The 18,249-nt window shown below is 71.2% G+C and carries 17 protein-coding genes and 1 pseudogene; 3 read left to right on the top strand and 15 right to left on the bottom strand.

Annotated elements, in window-relative coordinates; genetic code table 11:
* Positions 1-14 precede the first annotated feature (14 nt).
* The 10 genes from FHU35_RS02710 to FHU35_RS02755 all read right to left on the bottom strand — a co-directional run bounded on the left by FHU35_RS02710 (position 15) and on the right by FHU35_RS02755 (position 11,898).
* Complete coding sequence (locus tag FHU35_RS02710; protein ID WP_145736363.1) at positions 15-1,940, bottom strand: PIG-L family deacetylase; 1,926 nt, start codon at positions 1,938-1,940, stop codon at positions 15-17.
* On the bottom strand, positions 1,937-4,162 hold the full coding sequence (locus tag FHU35_RS02715; RefSeq protein WP_145736365.1) for a hypothetical protein: 2,226 nt from the start codon (positions 4,160-4,162) through the stop codon (positions 1,937-1,939). The genes FHU35_RS02710 and FHU35_RS02715 overlap by 4 nt, the downstream gene beginning before the upstream one ends.
* Entirely contained in the window at positions 4,159-4,599 is a 441-nt protein-coding gene (locus tag FHU35_RS02720) for a GtrA family protein (RefSeq protein WP_145736367.1), read from the bottom strand. Before FHU35_RS02720 ends, FHU35_RS02715 begins: the two co-directional genes overlap by 4 nt.
* Positions 4,578-5,591 carry a glycosyltransferase family 2 protein gene (locus tag FHU35_RS02725; RefSeq protein ID WP_246110033.1) on the bottom strand — a complete coding sequence of 338 codons (1,014 nt, stop codon included), beginning with the start codon at positions 5,589-5,591 and terminating at the stop codon, positions 4,578-4,580. Before FHU35_RS02725 ends, FHU35_RS02720 begins: the two co-directional genes overlap by 22 nt.
* 517 nt (positions 5,592-6,108) lie before the next feature.
* The gene (locus FHU35_RS02730) at positions 6,109-6,486 is read right to left on the bottom strand and encodes a PH domain-containing protein (protein ID WP_145736371.1); all 378 of its coding nucleotides are present in this window, start codon (positions 6,484-6,486) and stop codon (positions 6,109-6,111) included.
* A 133-nt stretch (positions 6,487-6,619) separates the two neighbouring features.
* Positions 6,620-7,018 (bottom strand): hypothetical protein, encoded by a 399-nt coding sequence (locus tag FHU35_RS02735; RefSeq protein WP_145736373.1) that lies wholly within the window; start codon positions 7,016-7,018, stop codon positions 6,620-6,622.
* A 517-nt stretch (positions 7,019-7,535) separates the two neighbouring features.
* The gene (locus FHU35_RS02740; protein ID WP_342788485.1) at positions 7,536-8,360 is read right to left on the bottom strand and encodes a fumarylacetoacetate hydrolase family protein; all 825 of its coding nucleotides are present in this window, start codon (positions 8,358-8,360) and stop codon (positions 7,536-7,538) included.
* An 11-nt stretch (positions 8,361-8,371) separates the two neighbouring features.
* Entirely contained in the window at positions 8,372-10,147 is a 1,776-nt protein-coding gene (gene gcl, locus FHU35_RS02745; protein ID WP_145736377.1) for a glyoxylate carboligase, read from the bottom strand.
* Between the two features lie 24 nt (positions 10,148-10,171).
* Entirely contained in the window at positions 10,172-11,056 is an 885-nt protein-coding gene (locus FHU35_RS02750) for a 2-hydroxy-3-oxopropionate reductase (protein ID WP_145736380.1), read from the bottom strand.
* 29 nt (positions 11,057-11,085) lie between these two features.
* Positions 11,086-11,898, bottom strand: coding sequence for a hydroxypyruvate isomerase family protein (locus tag FHU35_RS02755; protein ID WP_145736382.1), 813 nt, complete (start codon positions 11,896-11,898; stop codon positions 11,086-11,088).
* 268 nt (positions 11,899-12,166) lie between these two features.
* Here FHU35_RS02755 and FHU35_RS29805 point away from each other — a divergent pair.
* Positions 12,167-12,688 (top strand): annotated as a pseudogene (locus FHU35_RS29805) (RibD family protein); the annotation flags it as partial.
* On the opposite strand, the gene FHU35_RS02765 reads toward FHU35_RS29805, so the two are convergent.
* The gene (locus FHU35_RS02765) at positions 12,645-13,454 is read right to left on the bottom strand and encodes a CDP-alcohol phosphatidyltransferase family protein (protein ID WP_222429266.1); all 810 of its coding nucleotides are present in this window, start codon (positions 13,452-13,454) and stop codon (positions 12,645-12,647) included. The pseudogene FHU35_RS29805 and the gene FHU35_RS02765 sit on opposite strands and share 44 nt — an antisense overlap.
* Positions 13,455-13,480: 26 nt before the next feature.
* Between FHU35_RS02765 and FHU35_RS02770 the strand changes: the two genes are divergently transcribed.
* Positions 13,481-14,452, top strand: coding sequence for a zinc-dependent alcohol dehydrogenase (locus tag FHU35_RS02770; protein ID WP_145736386.1), 972 nt, complete (start codon positions 13,481-13,483; stop codon positions 14,450-14,452).
* Positions 14,439-15,128, top strand: a complete 690-nt coding sequence (locus tag FHU35_RS02775; protein WP_145736388.1) for a creatininase family protein — start codon at positions 14,439-14,441, stop codon at positions 15,126-15,128. The genes FHU35_RS02770 and FHU35_RS02775 overlap by 14 nt, the downstream gene beginning before the upstream one ends.
* Here FHU35_RS02775 and FHU35_RS02780 read toward each other — a convergent pair.
* The 4 genes from FHU35_RS02780 to FHU35_RS02795 are packed head-to-tail and all read right to left on the bottom strand — an operon-like array spanning position 15,054 to position 18,173.
* On the bottom strand, positions 15,054-15,992 hold the full coding sequence (locus tag FHU35_RS02780) for a lysylphosphatidylglycerol synthase transmembrane domain-containing protein (RefSeq protein WP_246110034.1): 939 nt from the start codon (positions 15,990-15,992) through the stop codon (positions 15,054-15,056). The genes FHU35_RS02775 and FHU35_RS02780 overlap by 75 nt on opposite strands.
* Positions 15,989-16,762 carry a class I SAM-dependent methyltransferase gene (locus tag FHU35_RS02785; protein ID WP_145736390.1) on the bottom strand — a complete coding sequence of 258 codons (774 nt, stop codon included), beginning with the start codon at positions 16,760-16,762 and terminating at the stop codon, positions 15,989-15,991. The genes FHU35_RS02780 and FHU35_RS02785 overlap by 4 nt, the downstream gene beginning before the upstream one ends.
* On the bottom strand, positions 16,759-17,778 hold the full coding sequence (locus tag FHU35_RS02790; RefSeq protein ID WP_246110035.1) for a glycosyltransferase family 4 protein: 1,020 nt from the start codon (positions 17,776-17,778) through the stop codon (positions 16,759-16,761). Before FHU35_RS02790 ends, FHU35_RS02785 begins: the two co-directional genes overlap by 4 nt.
* Complete coding sequence (locus FHU35_RS02795) at positions 17,775-18,173, bottom strand: 6-pyruvoyl trahydropterin synthase family protein (RefSeq protein WP_145736394.1); 399 nt, start codon at positions 18,171-18,173, stop codon at positions 17,775-17,777. The genes FHU35_RS02790 and FHU35_RS02795 overlap by 4 nt, the downstream gene beginning before the upstream one ends.
* Positions 18,174-18,249: the final 76 nt, after the last annotated feature.

The following is an 18,249-nucleotide window of genomic DNA, read 5'->3' on the forward strand; positions in this document are numbered from 1 at the left end:
CCGCTTTCGCCCGATCAGTCGGCCCGCACCTCCGAGCCCGGAGGCCGCACGGCCGGACGCCATCCCGCGAACCTGAGCCCCTCGGGTCCCCGCGCACCGGTGTTGACCACCAGCGCGCCGTCGAAACCGATGCCCACGAGCGTGATGTCGCCGTTGGGTTCGACCAGCGTCGCCGGGTGATCGGTCACCGCCCCGCCCACATCGAGCCAAGGACCACCCGCCCGGTCCGCGACGCGGACACGGCCCGCGGCGTCCCGGCTGACCCTGATCAGATCAGCGGATCCCCTCGGCCCCGGATCGGTCGCCGTCGGGCCACCGATCCCGCCCGGAGCCGGCAGCGTCGTCCGGCCGCTCCAGCTGCCGGTCGAGGACGAGGTGCGCTCGACAAGCTCCCCACCTCGGTCCGTTCGCACGAGCAGCCGGATCGACCCGTCCCGGGCGTGCTCGGCCACCGGAGCTCCCGCCGGGCGGGCCGCACCGATCGGCACCTGCTCGCCCCTCGCCCCTCCGGCGCGCGGAATCTCCCAGTGCAGAACCGCTGCGCGCGTCGCCGCGAACAGGTGCACCACGCCGTCGAGGCCCGCGACGAACGAGAGCCCGTCCTGGACGTCCTGAGCACCGAGCTCGGACCACGGCTGCCACCGCCCAGGCGCGGTCTCGCGGCGAACGCTGACCCCACCCGCGGAGTTCTTGACGGCCAGCACGATCCGGCCGTCGGAATCGGCGATCGCTGCGGGCGCGCCGTTCTCGGCCCCCGCAGGAGCGTCCACCACGTCCCACTGCCGGGACCGGACGTCGGAACTCCCCTGCCTCAGGAGCAGGATTCGCGCGCCGTCCTCGCTCTGCGCCACCAGCACCGGCCGGCCGCGGCCCTCGCGGAGCAGCGACACCTGCGGGCGGAGCGGTTCCGGCAGCGGGAGCAGCTCGGGTTCGCTCCAGACGCCTCCGGGAGTCCGCGCCCAGCGGGCGATCCCGTGCGCGCGCACGGAGAATGCCTGCGCACCACCGCCTTCGGTCGCCATGACCCACTCGCCTCGCCGCGGCCACCGGTAGGCGCTGTTGTCGCTCCAGCTCCGGTAGATCTCGCCCCTGGCGAGGGCGTCGTGGCCGACATAAGCGGCGAAGGCCTCGCGCGTGGTGGTCTTGTCCGCCTGGGACAGCGCCGACGGGGTGTCGCCGACGTTGTAGTCGCGGTAGGTCAGCACCATCGGTGAGAACGCCCGCGGCCGGTGCGCGGAGACCGCTTCCTTGGCCAGAGCGGCGCCGGCGACGTGATCGGGGTGGTTGTGCACCCCGATCCAGTTGGACTGGTAGCGGTGATCCGGCTGGTCGTCCTGCAACCGGATCACCGTGGGCTGGAAGGCGTCCAGCAGCGCGGTGAGGGACTCGACCACGGCACGCCGGTCGAACTGCTGCGGGTACCCCACGGCAGCCCCCGCCGGGACCGTCGTGGTGACGCGCAGCGCCGGGTCCTGCCGCAGCCTGGTCAGCGCGTGCCTGCCCTGCTGGGCGTTCGCGTCTTCGGGCAGGTTCAGCAGCACCAGCCGCACGTCGGGATCCGCGCGCAGGGTGTCGACCTCGGCGAGACGGCCGTGCCCCACCGGAATCGTGGTGCGCGACCAGTCGTTCGGCTTGCCGACCATCTGCGCGTAGGCGGCCCGAGTGCCCTCCTGCCTCCCGGCGCCGTACCCGGCCTTGTCGGGCATGTCGGCTTCACCGGCGGTCAGGTAGATGCTCGTGGTCGGCCGCCCGCTGCGCATCCCCTCGGCCAGGTCCGGGTTCATGAACAGCAGGTCGTCGTCGGGGTGCGCGACCACCTGCGCGTAGTGCTCCTGCGGAACCGGCGGCGGGGGCTCGACCGCGAGCTGCTGCGGAGGTCCCTGGCAGGTGGCCAGGAACGCGAGCACGAGCCCGACGGAGAACGCGGCCGTCCTGCTCATCGAGCTGCTCCTCGTGACGCGCCGGTCTCCCTGCGTCGAGCGGTGATCTGCTGGAGCCCGACGCCCGCGGCGAGCAGCGCTCCGCCGCCCGCCGCCGCCAGTCCCAGGCGCATGCTCGGCGGCGTCCAGCTGAGCTCCAACCGCCCCGCGGGACCGTCCGGCACCACGACCTCCAGGAGCCCCGCGGGTCCCGCGCGGGCGGGAACCTCGACGCCGTTCCAGGTCGCCGTGTAGCCCGGCCAGGCCGTCCGGGCGAACACCAGTCGGCCGGTTCCCGCCGCGTTCCGGCGGACCTCGACCTCCTCGGTGCGCGGTCCGCCGGAGACGTCCGAGACCACCTCCAGCTGCGGCGACGCCCAGCTGAGCAGTCCCGCGCCCACCACCGGCCGGTCCCGGCGCAGCACGCTCACCCGCGAGTTGCGCTCGGCGAGGTGCCAGCCCCGCGCCACCGCGGGCTGCGGAACGAGCGAGTGCTGGACGACGACCGTGTCCAGCAGCAGCAGGTCCGCGAGCGGGATTTCGGCCCCGCGCGGCGGGTGCCACAGCGCGTCGTAGGCGCCCGGGCAGGCCGATCCTTCGTATCGCAGGCACAGTTCGTCGGAGAGCTCGCGGAATCCGAGGCCGGTGTAGGAGCCGATGCTGTCCACATCGGAGAGCAGGAAACCGTTGCCGATGACCGCGTCTCGCCACACCTCGCGCTCCGGATCGGGTGCGTTGAGCACGGGGTCGGCGATCTGCAGCACGCGCCCCTCGTACCGACCGGCGAAGTTCTCCCGCATCTTCTCCGGCGACGTGGGGAAGTACTGCCCCAGGTCCGTTCCCCCGACGAACCACAGGCACTGCGCGCAGAAGGTCAGCGCAGTGCCGAGCTGCAGCACGAGCACCAGCGGCCCGGTCCCGAACCTGCGGTGGACCGCCACGGCGGCGGCGACCAGCAACCCGATCAGCACCGCGATGAAACCCGCCCGGCGCAACGTCACCACGTCCGGAGCGCGCTCGGCGGTGAAGTACATCGACAGCAGCAGGAACCCCGCGGTCGCCGTCGCGCGCGCACGCAGGCGGTCCCGCCGCAGCCCTGCGGTGAGCACCACCGCCAGCAGCACGGCCAGGGCGAGGTAGCCGTAGTGCACCACCCGCAGCGGCCAGCGGAACATCCACACCTCGGAGGGCCCGAGAGCGAACAGCAGGTACGTGACGGCGACGACCACGGGCGCGATCAGCTCGCGGAGTCGCTCGCGCAGCGCGGACCAGTCGCACCAGAACGCCAGCGGGACCGCGAACCAGCAGAAGTACACCGCGGGCACCCCCACCTCGGGGATCTCCGGGACGTAGGTGGGCGCGCTGAGGTTGAGCAGATCGGCGAGGTGCGGGGCGAGCGTGCCGCTGTTGTCCACGCCGCCGGAGGTGGTCCGCCACGTCATGTGCGCCGAGCGCACGAGCGGCAGGTACACCAGCGGGACGATCGCGGCGATCGCCGCCGACACCAGCGCGAGCCGGCGCGCGGCCGCCCACCGGCGCCGCGCCCCGCACTCCACCAGCAGCGCCGCGAGCACCACGGAGACTCCGAGCAGGCCGTAGGGGTTCCCCGCGGTCACCGCGAGCGCGCCCACCAGGAAGACCCAGAAGGCGTTGGTGCGACCGCGAACCATGCGGCGCGCGAGCAGCCAGACGAACGGGACCCACACGAACGCCAGCAGCGCCGCCGGCCACTTCGCGGCGTCGAAGTGCAGCAGCGGACCGGCCAGCGGAAGCGCGGTGGCGAGCGCGCTAGACGACCAGCGAGCGGCACCGTGCTCGCGGCACAGCAGGTAGCAGCCCAGCGCGATCACCGCGAAAGCGACCGTCCGCACGACGATTCCGGCGATCCCGATGTCGGTCGAGTACGACACCCCCAGCCACACCAGCGCGTTGGCCGGGCTCCAGACGCCGAACAGCGTCTCGGCGGCGAGGTTCCCGCCCATCATCAGGTCGGGATCCAGCACCGGCGGCCACACGCCCTGCCGCAGCTGATGCCCCAGGTGGTACCACATCGGCAAGATCTGGGTCGCCGCGTCGTCGACGAAGTAGAACCACCCCGGGCGCAGCACCGGCACCTGCGCGAGCGCGGCCACGAACAGGCACGTGAGCAGCGGCGCCATCACCCGCCCGCGATCGCGCGCGGGTGCCGTCCCGCGAGGTTCCGCGTTCTCCGCCGCGGTGACCTCGTCGAGCAGTTGGGTCACGGAGTCCTCCCGATGGGCATCGACACGTCGGGGCGCGGGTGGGCAACGCGTCCGCGAGAGGTCAGGATCAAGCGGCTCACGAGGTAGGTCGCCGGGGTGGCCAGCAGACCGCCGAGGACCGTGGCCAGCAGCGGGTGGACGCCGAACACCTCGACCAGCAGCCACATCGCGGTGACGCTGAGCGCGAGGTTGACGCAGTTCGACGCCGGGTACAGCAGGAAGGTCCGCCATCGCGGCCGGACCCGGAAGGTGAATCGGCAGTTGAGTAGGTAGGACACCGACATCGCCGCGATCGTGGCGAGCACGTGCGCGAGCAGGTACCCGACCACGAACCACGCCGGGAGGTAGACGAGGTAGTGCACGACCGTGTTCACGGCCCCGACCACCACGAAGCGCCCGAAGCTCCCGGTTCCGCTCAGTCGGCGCACTTCTGCCATCCGTTGCTCGCGGCGCCGTCGGTCATCACCGGGACGGAGGTGGGGCGGCGAGGAGCGATCACCCGCTGCGCGGCCGCCGGATGCGCGAGGCCGCCGGCCTCCTTGATGAAGTAGGCCGGACGGTGCTTGGACTCGACGTAGATGCGCCCGACGTACTCCCCGACCACGCCCAGCAGCAGCAGTTGCATCCCGCCGAAACCGCTGATGCCCACCATCAAGGTCGCGTACCCGGGCACGCCGGGATGACCGGCCAGCGCGCACCAGACGACGTAGACCGCGTAGGCGAAGGCCAGCGCGGTGACGGCGCCGCCCAGGTACACCGCTGCGCGCAGCGGCGTGCTGTTGAACGAGACCACGCCGTCGATCCCGTAGTTGACCAGCTTGCCGAAGCTGTAGCAGGACTGGTCGTGCTTGCGGGTCACGTTGCGGTAGGGAACGGTCGCGGTCGGGAAGCCCACCCAGGCGAACAGGCCCTTGGAGAACCGGTTGCTCTCCGGGATGGCCAGCACCGCGTCCGCCGCGCGCCGGGACAGAACCCGGAAATCACCCACCCCGTCCTGCAGCGGGACGTCGGTGAGCTTGTTGACCCCGAGGTAGTACAGCTTCGACAGCAGCGACCTGGCGCGCGGTTCCCCGTGCCGATCGCGGCGGGCGACGACCTGGTCGTACCCGGTGTCGAGCAGCCGCAGCATCTCCGGGACCAGCCACGGCGGGTGCTGCAGGTCGGCGTCCATCAGCAGCACCCGGTCACCGTTCGCCTCGTGCAGTCCGGCGAGCATGGCCGACTCCTTGCCGAAGTTGCGGCTCAGCGACAGGTACCGGTACCGCGAGTCCAGCGAGCACAGCCGACGGACCTCCTCGAGCGTGCCGTCGGTGCTGCCATCGTCGACGAGCACGACCTCGAACCGGCCCACCAGCGCGGGCAGCACGGAGTTGAGCTCGTCGCGGAGCTCGTGCAGACCGCGCGCCTCGTTGAAGCAGGGAACCACCACAGAAAGATCCATAATCGCTCTCGCGCAAGATTGAAAACGTGAAATGATCTGCCGAAATCGCTCGAACAATGGAATTGATCAGGGTGGAGCGACCTCATCGGAAAATGATCCGCACCCAGCGGGAGAGGACCGCGAGAAACCCTCGGTCAGCGGGGACCTCGTGGTGAACATGCCGCAGGGCTCGCTCTCCCACGCGCCGGTGACCAGCACGAAGCACCTCCACGCTCGCGACCCCACGTCTCTTGCGCTGCTACCGGCGAGCCGGTGGAAATCCGCGAAAGAGACTCACGCCTGAATTCTGATCAGTTCTGATCGACATTAAATGAACATGATCCTGGCCGCACAATTCAGTGGACATGCTCACCCCTTAGCATGGAGTCGGTGAGCAGTTCTCTCAGCGCTGCGCAATCGTCTCCGGACCAACGCGGGTGCCGAAGCGGGCGGTATCACCGGTTCAGGTACCGGAGGTGGTCATCGGCGCCGAGGCGACTGCAGTCGCCACTCGGCGCCGGAGCGATCAGCGGGCGACGAAGGTGCTCAGCAGCGCCTGGACCTCGTAGACGTCGACGCCCTTGCCGAACTGCTGCGAGACGGGCTCAGCGGTGCTGGAGATCCAGATCTTCAGCTCGGCGTCGAGGTCGAAGGTGCCCGCGGTCTCGACGGAGAAGTGCGTGATGCTGCGGTACGGGATCGAGTGGTACTCGGTCTTGCGACCGGTCATGCCTTGCTTGTCGATGAGGATCAGGCGCCGGTCGGTGAAGATCAGCGAGTCCCGGATGAGCTGGTAGGCGGCGTGGATCTGCTCGCCGTCCGCGAGCAGGCGCCCGAACTCCTTCGCCGCCGCCCGGGGATCGATCCCGGACGCGTTGCCCATCATCCCGCCGAACAGACCCATGCCTCGCCCCTCGCTGAAGATCCTCTCCCGCCACCGTACAGAAGATCCGCGCCGCGTCGGGCCACGCGCTCGGACTGCAGGCACAAGTCGGCCGGCCCGCGGAATTCGCGAGCCGGCCGACACCGGGGGCGCTTCAGCCTGTGACGGCCACGTGGCCTTCGGTCATCTCGGGTGCCGGCGCCATGGGCAGCTCCTCGGAGACGTGCTCGACCGGCGGCTTCGGGTGGTGCGGGTGGTGGTGGTGGTGGTGCGGGGGCTTCGGGTGGTGAGTCGGAGGCTCCGGGTGCTCGGTCGGCGGCTGCGGGTGCTCCGTCGGCGGTTCCGGCTTCTCCGGCTTCTCCGGGTGGTCGACGATCGGAGCGTTCACGCACTCGGAGTTCTGCGGCGAGGCGATCGGCGCCACGAGGCCGAGCACCCCGACGTTGTTGCCGCACAGCTGAACCGGAAGAACGCTGAGGTTGTTGTCGTTGCCGATGTTCAGGCCGTCGTTGTCGGAGCTGTCGGCGGACGCAGGCGTCGCGCCGACGAGCAATCCCGCACCGAGAGCGAGAACAGCTGTCCAGTAAGCAGATTCACGAACGGTTCGCACCGCTACCCCACTTTCGCCAGTGGACAACGCCCGAATCCGGTCGCACATCCACGAAATAGAGAGATCAACGCGGAGCGAACGTTAATTCTCCCCCGGCGAGCTCGCCACACGAGCGGATCAACATGAGAGGGAAACGGACATTCCGGCTGACCTGCGGAAACGATCTCCCCCTAGATCAAATCGGCCACGAACCGTCCGCATGATCACCCGATCGTGGATCTTCGAACTACCCATCAGAGCGACAGGTGCGCCTGCTCCCGGCCTGACGGGCCGCGCGGCGGTCTCGCCGATCGTTGTCCCTGGGCGGTTTTGGTCCGAACCGTCCGTGATCAATGTCCCTTGTGTCCGGTCAGTTCGGACCAGAACTGTCCGGGGGAAGTTTCCATGAAAACTTCCCCCGAGGTGCTCCCGGGGCGGGAGGGTTGCGCCCGGCAGTGCGCTCGTCTCCCGCCCCGGGCCCCTATCCCCGCACCGTGGATCGCTGGCGCCCGAGGTGCTGGACCTCGATCTCGATCACGTCGTGGGGACGGAGGTATGGGCGCGGCTCCGGGTGGAGAGCCGCCACTCCCGCCGGGGTCCCGGTCAGCACCAGGTCACCCGGGTGAAGCGTCATCAGGCCGCTGAGGTGCGACACCAGCTCGGCGACCCCGAAGACCATGTGGGCCGTGCTGCTCCTCTGCCGCGGAGTGCCGTTGACCCGCAGATCCATGCTCAACGCCTGCGGGTCCGGGATCTCGTCGGCGGTCACCAGCCACGGGCCCAGCGGGCTGAACGTGTCGTGGCACTTGCCGCGCACCCAGGTCGGGCCGCTGCCGAGGTGCGCGCGCTCGGTGACGTCGTTGGCCGCCACGTACCCGGCCACCGCGCGCAGCGCCGTCGCGGGATCCGGGCAGGAGCGCAGCCGGGTGCCGATCACGACGCCCAGCTCCGCCTCCCAGTCGGTGTGATCGCTGCCCGGTGGCAGCACGATCTCGTCCGTCGGCCCGGTGATCCCGCTGCTGGGCTTGAGGAACACGATGGGCTCGGCGGGCGGTTCGGTGCCCGCCGCCGCAGCGTGGTCGTGGTAGTTGAGACCGATGCCCACGATCTTGCCCGGCTGCGCGACGGGCGGCCCGAACCGGCTGGTGGGCAGGACCGGGAGCGCCTCCCGGCCCGCCTCGATCGCGGCGAGCCGCTCAGGATCGGCCAGCAGCTCGCCGTCGATGTCGTGGGCGAACCCGGACACGTCGCGGACCAGGCCCGCAGCGTCCAACACCCCCGGCCGCTCGGCGCCGGGTTCACCCACCCTGACCAGTCTCACGACCGGCCCGCTACTGCGGTCGGAGCGTCGTCGCCGGACTCCGCCAGCGCCTCGAACTCGTTGACCGCATCGATCTCGTTGCCCATCGACACGTTGGTGACCCGCTCGACCACGACCTCCACCACCACCGGGACCCGGTGCTCGGCGACGAGCTTCTTGGCCTGCTCCAAGGCGTCGAAGATGCTCTCGGACTCGAAGACCCGCAGCGCCTTGCACCCCAGCCCCTCGACGACCTTGACGTGGTCGACGCCGTAGCCGGCGACCTCCGGTGCGTTGATGTTGTCGAAGGCCAGCTGCACGCAGTAGTCCATGTCGAAACCGCGCTGCGCCTGCCGGATCAGGCCGAGGTAGGCGTTGTTGATGAGCACGTGCACGAACGGGACGTTGAACTGCGCGCCGACCGCGAGCTCCTCCACGAGGAACTGGAAGTCGTAGTCGCCGGAGACCGCGACCACTGTGGACTCCGGGTCCGCGGTGGCCACCCCGATGGCGGCGGGCACCGTCCAGCCCAGCGGGCCGGCCTGGCCGGCGTTGATCCAGTGCCGCGGACGGTAGACGTGCAACATCTGCGCCGCCTGGATCTGCGAGAGCCCGATCGTGGAGACGTAGCGCGTATCAGGTCCGAACGCGCGGTTCATCTCCTCGTACACCCGCTGCGGCTTGATCGGAGCCGCGTCGAAGTGGGTCTTGCGCAGGAGCCCGGTCTTGCGGACCTGGCACTCCTGGCTCCACCCGCTGCGGTCGGCGAGCTTGCCGCTCCCCCGCCACTCGCGCGCCACCTCGACGAAGACCTCCAGCGCGGCGCGCGCGTCGGAGACGATCCCGTAGTCCGGGGCGAAGACGCGCCCGATCTGCGTCGGCTCGACGTCGACGTGGACGAAGGTCCGTCCCCGTCGGTAGGTCTCCAGACCACCGGTGTGCCGGTTGGCCCAGCGGTTGCCGATGCCGAGCACGAAGTCCGACTCCAGCATCGTCGCGTTGCCGTAGCGGTGCGCGGTCTGCAGTCCGACCATGCCTGCCGACAGCGGGTGGTCGTCGGGGATCGCGCCCCAGCCCATGAGCGTGGGCACGACCGGAACGCCCAGCGTTTCGGCGAACTCCACGAGCAGGTCGGCAGCGTCGGCGTTGATGACGCCGCCACCTGCGACGATCAGCGGCCGCTCGGCCGCGTTGAGCATCTCCAGCGCGTGCTCGACCTGCGCTCGGGTCGCCACCGGGGTGGCCACCGGCAGCGGCTCGTAGGTGTCGATGTCGAACTCGATCTCGGCCAGCTGCACGTCCAGCGGCAGGTCGATCAGCACCGGCCCCGGCCGACCTGAGCGCATCAGCTGGAAGGCCTTCTGGAAGGTGCCCGGGACCTGAGCGGGTTCGAGCACCGTCACGGCCCACTTGGTGACCGGCTGGGCCACCGACTGGATGTCGACCGCCTGGAAGTCCTCCTTGTGCAGCTTCGCGACCGGGGCCTGGCCGGTGATGGCCAGGATCGGGATCGAGTCGGCCGATGCGGAGTACAACCCGGTGATCATGTCGGTGCCCGCGGGACCCGAAGTGCCCACGCACACACCGATGTTGCCCGCATCGGCACGCGTGTAGCCCTCAGCCATGTGGGACGCGGCTTCGACGTGCCGGGCCAGCACGTGGTGGATGCCGCCGTGCTTCTTCATCGCGCTGTAGAACGGGTTGATCGCGGCGCCGGGCAGCCCGAAGGTCTGCGTGGCGCCCTCCTTCTCCAGGATGAGGGCGGCGGCGTCCACGGTGCGCATTCGCGTCATGTTCGTCCTCGTTTCGGCGGAGGGTCAGGTGTCGCTGAGACCGGAGAGTCGTTCGACGCCGCGCAGCAGCGCGGAGTGGTCGAGCCCGCCGTCACCGTGGGCGCGAGCGGAGGCCATCAGCTGCGCGAGCAGCGAGCCCAGCGGCACGACAGCACCGGATTCGCGGGCGGCGGCGGTGACGATGCCCAGGTCCTTGTGGTGCAGGTCGATGCGGAAACCGGGGGCGAAGCTGCGGTCGAGCATGTTCCGGCGCTTCTGCTCCAGCACCGCCGACCCGGCGAGCCCGCCGCCGAGAACTTCCAGCGCTGCTTCGGTGTCCACGCCGTAGGATTCGACGAACACCACCGCTTCCGCCAGCGCCTGGATGTTCGAGGCGACGATCAGCTGGTTCGCGGCCTTGACGGTCTGCCCAGCTCCGGTCGGGCCGACGTGCACGACGGTCTTGCCGACGTGCTCGAAGACCTGTTCCGCGGCGGCGAAGTCCTCGTCGGACCCACCGACCATGATGGACAGAGCGGCGTTCTTGGCGCCCGCCTCACCGCCCGAGACCGGGGCGTCGAGCAGCCGGAAGCCCTTGTCCGACGCTTCCCGGGCGAGCTCGATGGTGACGTCCGGCCGGATGCTGGAGAAGTCGATGATCAGCGCGTTCGGCTTGGCGTTGGCGTAGACCCCGCCCTCACCGGTGAGCACGTCACGCACGTCGGGGCTGTCGGGAACCATCACGCAGACGATCTCGGCGCCCGCGACGGCCTCGGCGATCGAGCCTGCCGTGCTGCCGCCCGCGGCCGTGAGCGGGCCGTACTTGTCCGGCGAGAGGTTGTATCCGGTCACGTCGTGGCCGGCGTTGGCGAGGTGCACGGCCATGGGACTGCCCATGACACCCAGGCCGATGAACGCGATCGAGCTCATGTCTTGCTTCCTCCTCGAAGTTCTGTCGTTCAGCTGCGGCGCTCGCGCGGGAGCCAGTCGAAGGGGCCCGCTTGGCCGCTGGCCTTGTACTCCAGACCGACCCAGCCGCGGTAGCCGCCGTTCTCGATCGCGGCGAGCTGGCGCTGCAGCGGCAGGGATCCCGTGCCCGGCTCGTTGCGGCCCGGGTTGTCGGCGATCTGCACGTGGGCGATGCGGTCGACGTGGTCGGCGATGACCTTGTCGACGTCGTCGCCGTTGGCCGCGAGGTGGTACAGGTCGGCGAGCAGCCCGAGGTTGGTGGCGCCCGAGTCCGCCTGCACGCGGTCGATGACCGCGAGGGCGTCGGCGGCGGTCCGCAACGGGTACGGCTGCGGGCCGCTGACCGGCTCGACCAGCACCGTTCCGCCGATCCGCGCGGCCGACCGGGCCGCGAGCGCGAGGTTCTCCAGCGCCAGGGCGTCCTGCTCCTCCGGCGAGGCGTCGTCGACGCGATTGCCGTAGAGGGCGTTGAACGCGGTGCAGCCCAGGCGCTCGCCGATCTCGACCGTGAGGTCGATGTTGTCGCGGAACTCGCGGCTGCGCGCCGGCCACGAGACCAGACCGCGCTCACCCCCGGGCATGTTGCCCGCGAAGAAGTTCAGCCCGACCAGCCGCACTCCCGCCTCGTCGATGGCGCGCACGAAGGCGTCCACGTCGCGCTGCGCGGGCACCGCGGTGTCGAAGGGCCACCAGAACTCCACGGCGTCGAACCCGGCCGCCTTGGCCGCGGCCGGTCGCTCCAGCAGCGGCAGGTCGGTGAGCAGGATCGAGCAGTTGACCTCGTAGGGCAGTGCGTGACTCATCGCAGCCGTCCCCTTAATTCCGTATCGCGGATGTATATTTCCGGTTTCCAAAATAGTGGCCGTCATCACCGGGTTTGTCAACACTTTGTTTAACGCCCCCGGGCTCGCCTCCCCCGCCACCGACCACGAACCACGCGCACGAAGAGCGCAGGAATCGTCGGTGCGAAAACCGCAGGATTCGGGGTCGCGACTGGGTAGCGTGGGCGGGGTGAGGCGCCCGCACGTACTGCTCAGCGTTGCCGTGAGCGCGGACGGCTGCATCGACGACGTGGGCGCGCAGCGGTTCCCGCTGTCCAACGCCGCGGACTTCGACCACGTCGATCAGATGCGCTCGGAGTCGGACGCGATCCTGCTCGGCGCGGGAACGGTCCGGAAGGACGACCCGCGCCTGCTCGTCCGTTGCGCGCACCGGTGCGCGCAACGGGCCGCGCGCGGACGTCCGGAGCACCCGCTCAAGGTCGTCGTCACCGGCAGCGGCGAGCTCGACCCGGCGTCACGGCTGTGGCACCTCGAAGGCGGAAAGCTCGTCTACACCACCGACTCCGGCGCGGCCGCAGCCCGGAGGTCACTGGCCGATCTGACCGAAATCGCTTCTCTCGGACGAACGCTCGACTTCGGCGCGCTGCTCGACGACCTGGCCGAACGCGGCGTCGAGCGACTCCTGGTCGAGGGCGGCACCGGCATCCACACCGAGTTCCTCAGAGCGGGACTGGCCGACGAGATCCGCATGGCGATCGCGCCGATGTTCATCGGGCAGGCCGCTGCGCCGCGCTTCCTGAACCCCGCCGAGTTCCCCGGCGGCCCCGCCCGCCGCTTCCACCTCGAAGACGTGGCGAAGATCGGCGATGTGGCCGTGCTGCGCTACTTCCCGAACATCGATTCCGAGACCGGCTGAGCCACAGCACGTCCCGCCCGAACGACCACAGGAGTGCCAGCAGCGCCAACGCGATCAGCTCGCGTGCGCGCGGCACGATCCCCGAGGACGCGGCGACGAGCACGATCCCCTGCACCGCGGCGACGGTCTTGCGGGCCAGGCTCGGCGGCAGCCCGGCGCGAAGCCACGGCGCGGCCCAGGAAGCGGCCCCGAACGCGTAGCGCATCGCTCCGATCGTCAGCACCCACCACCCGAACGCCACCGAGACGTGCGCGCTGAGCACCAGGATCAGGAACGCGTCGACCTCCATGTCCAGCCGCGCGCCGAACTCCGACACCGTCCCGGTGCGCCGGGCCAGCTTCCCGTCGACGAAGTCGCTGATCAACGCCAGCACTCCGAGCACGACGATGATCGTCGGCTCCGCGCGGTCGACCACCAGGGCGGTGATCACGATGGTCAGCACCGCGCGGACCAGCGTGATGCGGTCGGCGGGGTGCAGCGACGTCCTGCCGTGCCGTCGCATCGCGCGTCGCAGCAGCCCTCCGACGACGATCGCGCAGACGATCCCCGCTGCCCAGCCGACCGGCCCGAGACCGGTCGTCGCAGCCACCGCGGCGAGCGCGCCGACCTGGACAGCGGCCCACGCCAGGTGCTCGGCTGTGTTGCGGTGGAGTTCGATCATCGCCACCCTGGTTTCGGAGGTCGTCCATGGCTGAGGCCGCACGAGCATTGTGGGTCACTTCGGCGGGCAAGTGCGAGATTCGGCCCGTCGCGCTCCCGGCGTGTCCGCCGGATCAGGTCGAGGTGCGCACCCTGCACTCGGCGGTGAGCAGGGGAACCGAAAGCCTCGTGCTGCAGGGGCGAATCCCCTCCTCCCAGCACCAGCGGATGCGGGCTCCGTTCCAGGAGGGCGAGTTCCCGTGGCCGGTCAAGTACGGCTACCTCAACGTCGGCGTGGTCGAGACCGGCCCGCCCGGGTGGGAAGGGCGAACCGTGTTCTGCCTGTTCCCGCACCAGACCCGCTACGTGGTCCCGGTCGACGCGGTCACGCCCGTGCCGCCCGAGGTGCCGCCGGAGCGCGCCGTGCTGGCCGGCACCGTCGAGACCGCGATCAACGCCCTGTGGGACGCGGCTCCGCTGCTCGGCGATCGCGTCTCCGTCGTCGGCGGCGGGATGGTCGGGTGCGCGGTGACCGCGCTCCTGGCGCGCTTCCCAGGCGTCGAGGTGCAGCTGGTGGACGTCGATCCCGCGCGCGAGGCGACCGCGAACGCGCTCGGCGCGTCCTTCGCGACACCGGAGAACGCCGTCGGGGATCGCGACCTGGTGGTGCACGCCAGCGCCAGCGAGGAGGGCCTGACCCGGTCGCTGGAACTGCTCGCGGCGGAGGGCCGCGTGGTGGAGCTGAGCTGGTACGGCGATCGGCGGGTGAGCCTGCCGCTGGGCGAGTTCTTCCACTCCCGGCGGCTCACCATCCGCAGCAGCCAGGTCGGGGTGGTGGCACATCCGCGCCGCGACCACGGCGAGCGGATGGCGCTGGCGCTCCGGCTCCTCGCCGATCCGGTCTTCGACTCCCTGATCACCGGGCAGAGCCGCTTCGAGGAGATGCCGGAACTGCTCTCCGGCGAACTTCCGGCGCTGTGCCACCGGATTGACTACGGTGCGGACCATGCTCGCCGGTGACACGACGGAGGACGTGCGGAATCGCGGGGCCGATGTCGCGGTGCTCCCGATCGGCAGCCTCGAGCAGCACGGCGCCCACCTGCCGCTGGTGACCGACACGGTCATCGCCTGCACGATCGCGCGTGAGCTCGCCGCCGCCCACCCGGTGCAGCTGCTGTCCCCGGTGACGATCTCCTGCTCGCAGGAGCACTCCGGCTGGCCGGGAACCGTGAGCATCTCCGCGCGGACGCTGAGCCTGGTGGTCGCCGACGTGTTCGACTCGCTGCGCCGCTCGGGGGTGCCGAAGCTGGTGCTGGTCAACGGTCACGGCGGCAACTACGTGCTGTCCAACGTGGTCCAGGAGGCCGCCGGGGACATGGCGCTGTTCCCGATGCCCGGTGACTGGGACGCCGCGCGCTCCGCCGCGGGCGTCGAGACGCCGTCCCGCAGCGACATGCACGCGGGCGAGGTGGAGACCTCGATCCTGCTGCACGCCCACCCCGAGCTGGTCCGGCCCGGGTACGAGACCGGCGATCACCTCGCCGACGACCGCAGGCACCTGCTCACCACCGGGATGCCGCGCTACGCCGAGTCGGGCGTGATCGGGAGGCCGTCGCTGGCCTCAGCCGACAAGGGACGCGACCTTCTCTCCGCTCTCGTCACGACCTTCGGCGACCACCTCGCGGCGCTGCGCTGAACGCCGGAGGAGCACCAGAGCACCCGGCAGCGCGGCGACGACCGCGAGCACGCCGTAGACCACCGCGGTCGCCAGGCCCAGTGCCGGGACGAGCCCGGTGGCGGCGAAGGCGACCGCCAGGAACGCCTCCCGCGGCCCCCACCCGCCGACGTTGACGGGCAGGGCCATCACCAGCAGCGCCAGCACGAACAGCGGGAGCAGCGTCTCGAACGGCACGTCAGCGCCCGCGACCCGCGCGGCGACCAGGAACATCGCCAGGTGCCCCGCGACCGTCACGACCGAGGAGACCGCCACGGGACCGGCCGCCCGCAGGGTGAACACGCCGCGACGCGCGTCCCGCCAGAGCGCCAGCACCGCCCGGCGCACCGCCGGGACCAGCAGGCTCAGGCCCGCCAGGGCCGCGACGACGATCAGCCCCGGACCGAGGTGGAACGGCAGCGACGGGCCGGTGACCAGGACGGCTCCCGCGACGGCGACGAGGGCGAGCTGCCCGGCGAAGCGTTCCAGCACGACGGCTCGGACACCGGCGCCGATGTCGCCGGAACGGTGGCCGTGGCTGACGGCTCGGTGCACGTCTCCGAGCACTCCGGCGGGCAGCACCGCGTTGAGCAGCAGCGCGCGGTAGTAGTCGGCCACGGCGACGCGCAGCGGCAGCCGCAGACCGAGACCGCGCGCGACCACGCACCAGCGCCACGCGCTGCAGCCGGTGGTGACCAGCCCGATTCCCAGCGCCGCGAGCACCGCGGGCGGGTCGATCGACCGCACGCCGTCCAGGAACGCGTCCGTGCCCAGCCGCCACACCAGCACCGCGAGGATGCCGACCGCCACGAGAACGCGCAGCCAGGGCCACATCCGCCGGATCACGCCGACTCCCCCGGCATCGCCAGCAGATCGGCGTGGTGGACCACGACCCGCACGTCCCCGGTCCGCCGGCGCAGGTAGCCGGACTCCTCCGGGAGCAGGTCCGGATCCTGCTCGCACGCGGCGCCGACCCAGCCGCGCAGCCACTCCTCGGCCAGCGGACCCGGCCCGAGCCGCCAGGGGCTCGGCCGGGTGAGGACCCCCGCGCCGAGCGCTTCGAACGCGTCGACGGCGACCGGCACCGCGTCGGGTCCCAGCAGGTGACGGCGCTGGTGCCGGTTGAACGCGGCTTCGAACCGCGCGTCCAGCGGCTCCACCGGATCGAGTTCGACGCGGCCCACCACGGTCAGCGTCAGCAGTGCGGGACAGCGGGCTTCGACGCACGCGGCGGCCAGCGCGCGCACCTCGGCGGGGGTGAGCACGTCGAGCAGGGCCGAGGCCGTGACCAGCGAGGTTCCGTGGAGATCGGGTCCGCGCAGGGCGGCCAGATCGCCGTGGCGGAGCTCGACCGTGACGTCGTCACCGGTCACCGTCGCGCCCGCGAGTTCCAGGAGGCGCGGGTCCCGGTCGTGCAGCACCCAGTGCTGCGGTCCGTCGAGGTGCCCGGTCAGCCAGCGGCCCATGGAGCCGGTGCCGCAGCCCAGGTCGCGGATGACCAGGCGCGACTTCGGCAGCGACTCGCGCAGCGGTACCAGCAGGTCCGCCGCGCGGGCCTCGGCATCGGCGCGTTCGCGGAGCGTCAGCCACTCCGGGGCGAAACCGGCGGCGGTCATGCCTCCAGGCTAGCCAGCGCCGCGCCCAGCTGCCGCGCGTTCGCCGACCACGTCTGCAGCTCCTCCCTGCGTCGGCGCGCCGCCGCCCGCATCCCGGACCGGAACCCGGGGTCACCCACCCACCGGTGCAGGGCCTCGGCGAGCGCACCGGGATCGCCGGGTGGCAGGAGCAGGCCGCCGTCGCCGAGCGCGTCCGGGGTGGCGCTGGCCATCACCGGGATGCCGCGCGCCAGCGCCTCGGTCACGGCCATGCCGTAGGTCTCGGCGCGGGAGGGGTGCACCAGCAGGTCGGCGGCGGCGTAGGCGTCGCCGAGATCGGCACCTGTCAGCGGGCCGCGCAGGGTCACCCGCCGGCCGAGCCCGTGCTGCTCGATCAGCGCCCGGAGCAGGTCCAGGGTGGCAGGATCGGGCTGCGGTCCGACGACGTCGCAGGTCAGGGACGTTCCCGCGAGCGCTTCGAGCAGGACGTCGTGGCCCTTCCGAGGCGTCACCGAGGCGACGCAGAGGATCCGCGACACGCCGTCGGTGCCGGGCGAGAGGGGCGCCGGTTCCGTCCCGGGCGCAGCGGTGCGCACGCGGTCGGGGTGGAGTCCGTGGTGGTCCACGAGCCGCTGCGCGGCCTGCGGGCTGGTGCTGATGACGAGATCGGCCGCGCGCAGCGTCCGGCGTTCGGCGGCGTCGAGCATCGCGGCCTCGTCCGGGTTCAGCCCGGTCTCGTCCGCCAGCGGCAGGTGGACCAGCACCGCGATCCGCAGCCGGCCCGCGTGGGCCCCGACCACCTCGGGAACGCCGCAGGCCACGAGCCCGTCGAGCAGCACCGCTCCCCCGTCGGCGACGGCGGCGAGCACGTCGGACAACCGGGCCCGCGCCGCCTCGTCCGGCCGTGGCCAGGTTCCCGCGACGGCGACCTCCCGCACGTCGAACCCGAGCGCCGAGAGCCCGGCGGCGGCGTGTGCGTCGTAGGCGTTGCCGCCGCTGGGGTGCTGGGCATCCGGGAGGACGAAGTGGACTCTCACAGCGCGCGTTCGTACCCGGCCCAGGCCACGTGCGACTCGTGCAGCGTGACCCGCAGGCCCTGCAGCCCGCGCCCGCCTTCGCCGAGCGCCCCCGCGTGCACCCGCTCGGCGATCCGGTCGGCGATGACCTTCGCCAGGAACTCCGTGGAGGTGTTCACCCCGGCGAACTCCGGTTCGTCGTCGAGGTTGCGGTAGTTGAGGCCGCCGAGGACGTCGCCGAGCTGTTCGGTGGCGCGTCCGATGTCGACGACGATGTTGTCGTCGTCGAGCTCCTCGCGCGTGAACGTCGCGTCCACCACGAAAGTGGCGCCGTGCAGCCGTTGCGCCGGACCGAAGACCTCGCCCCGGAAGCTGTGGGCGACCATCACGTGATCACGAACGGTGACGGTGAACAAGGTGACCTCCGTTGTCCTGGCGAGTTACTGTCGGGGTTCCGAACCGAGCGTAGTGATCGGTGGCCGAGGTGACGAG

The organism is Saccharopolyspora dendranthemae (genome assembly GCF_007829955.1).
GTDB lineage: Bacteria > Actinomycetota > Actinomycetes > Mycobacteriales > Pseudonocardiaceae > Saccharopolyspora > Saccharopolyspora dendranthemae.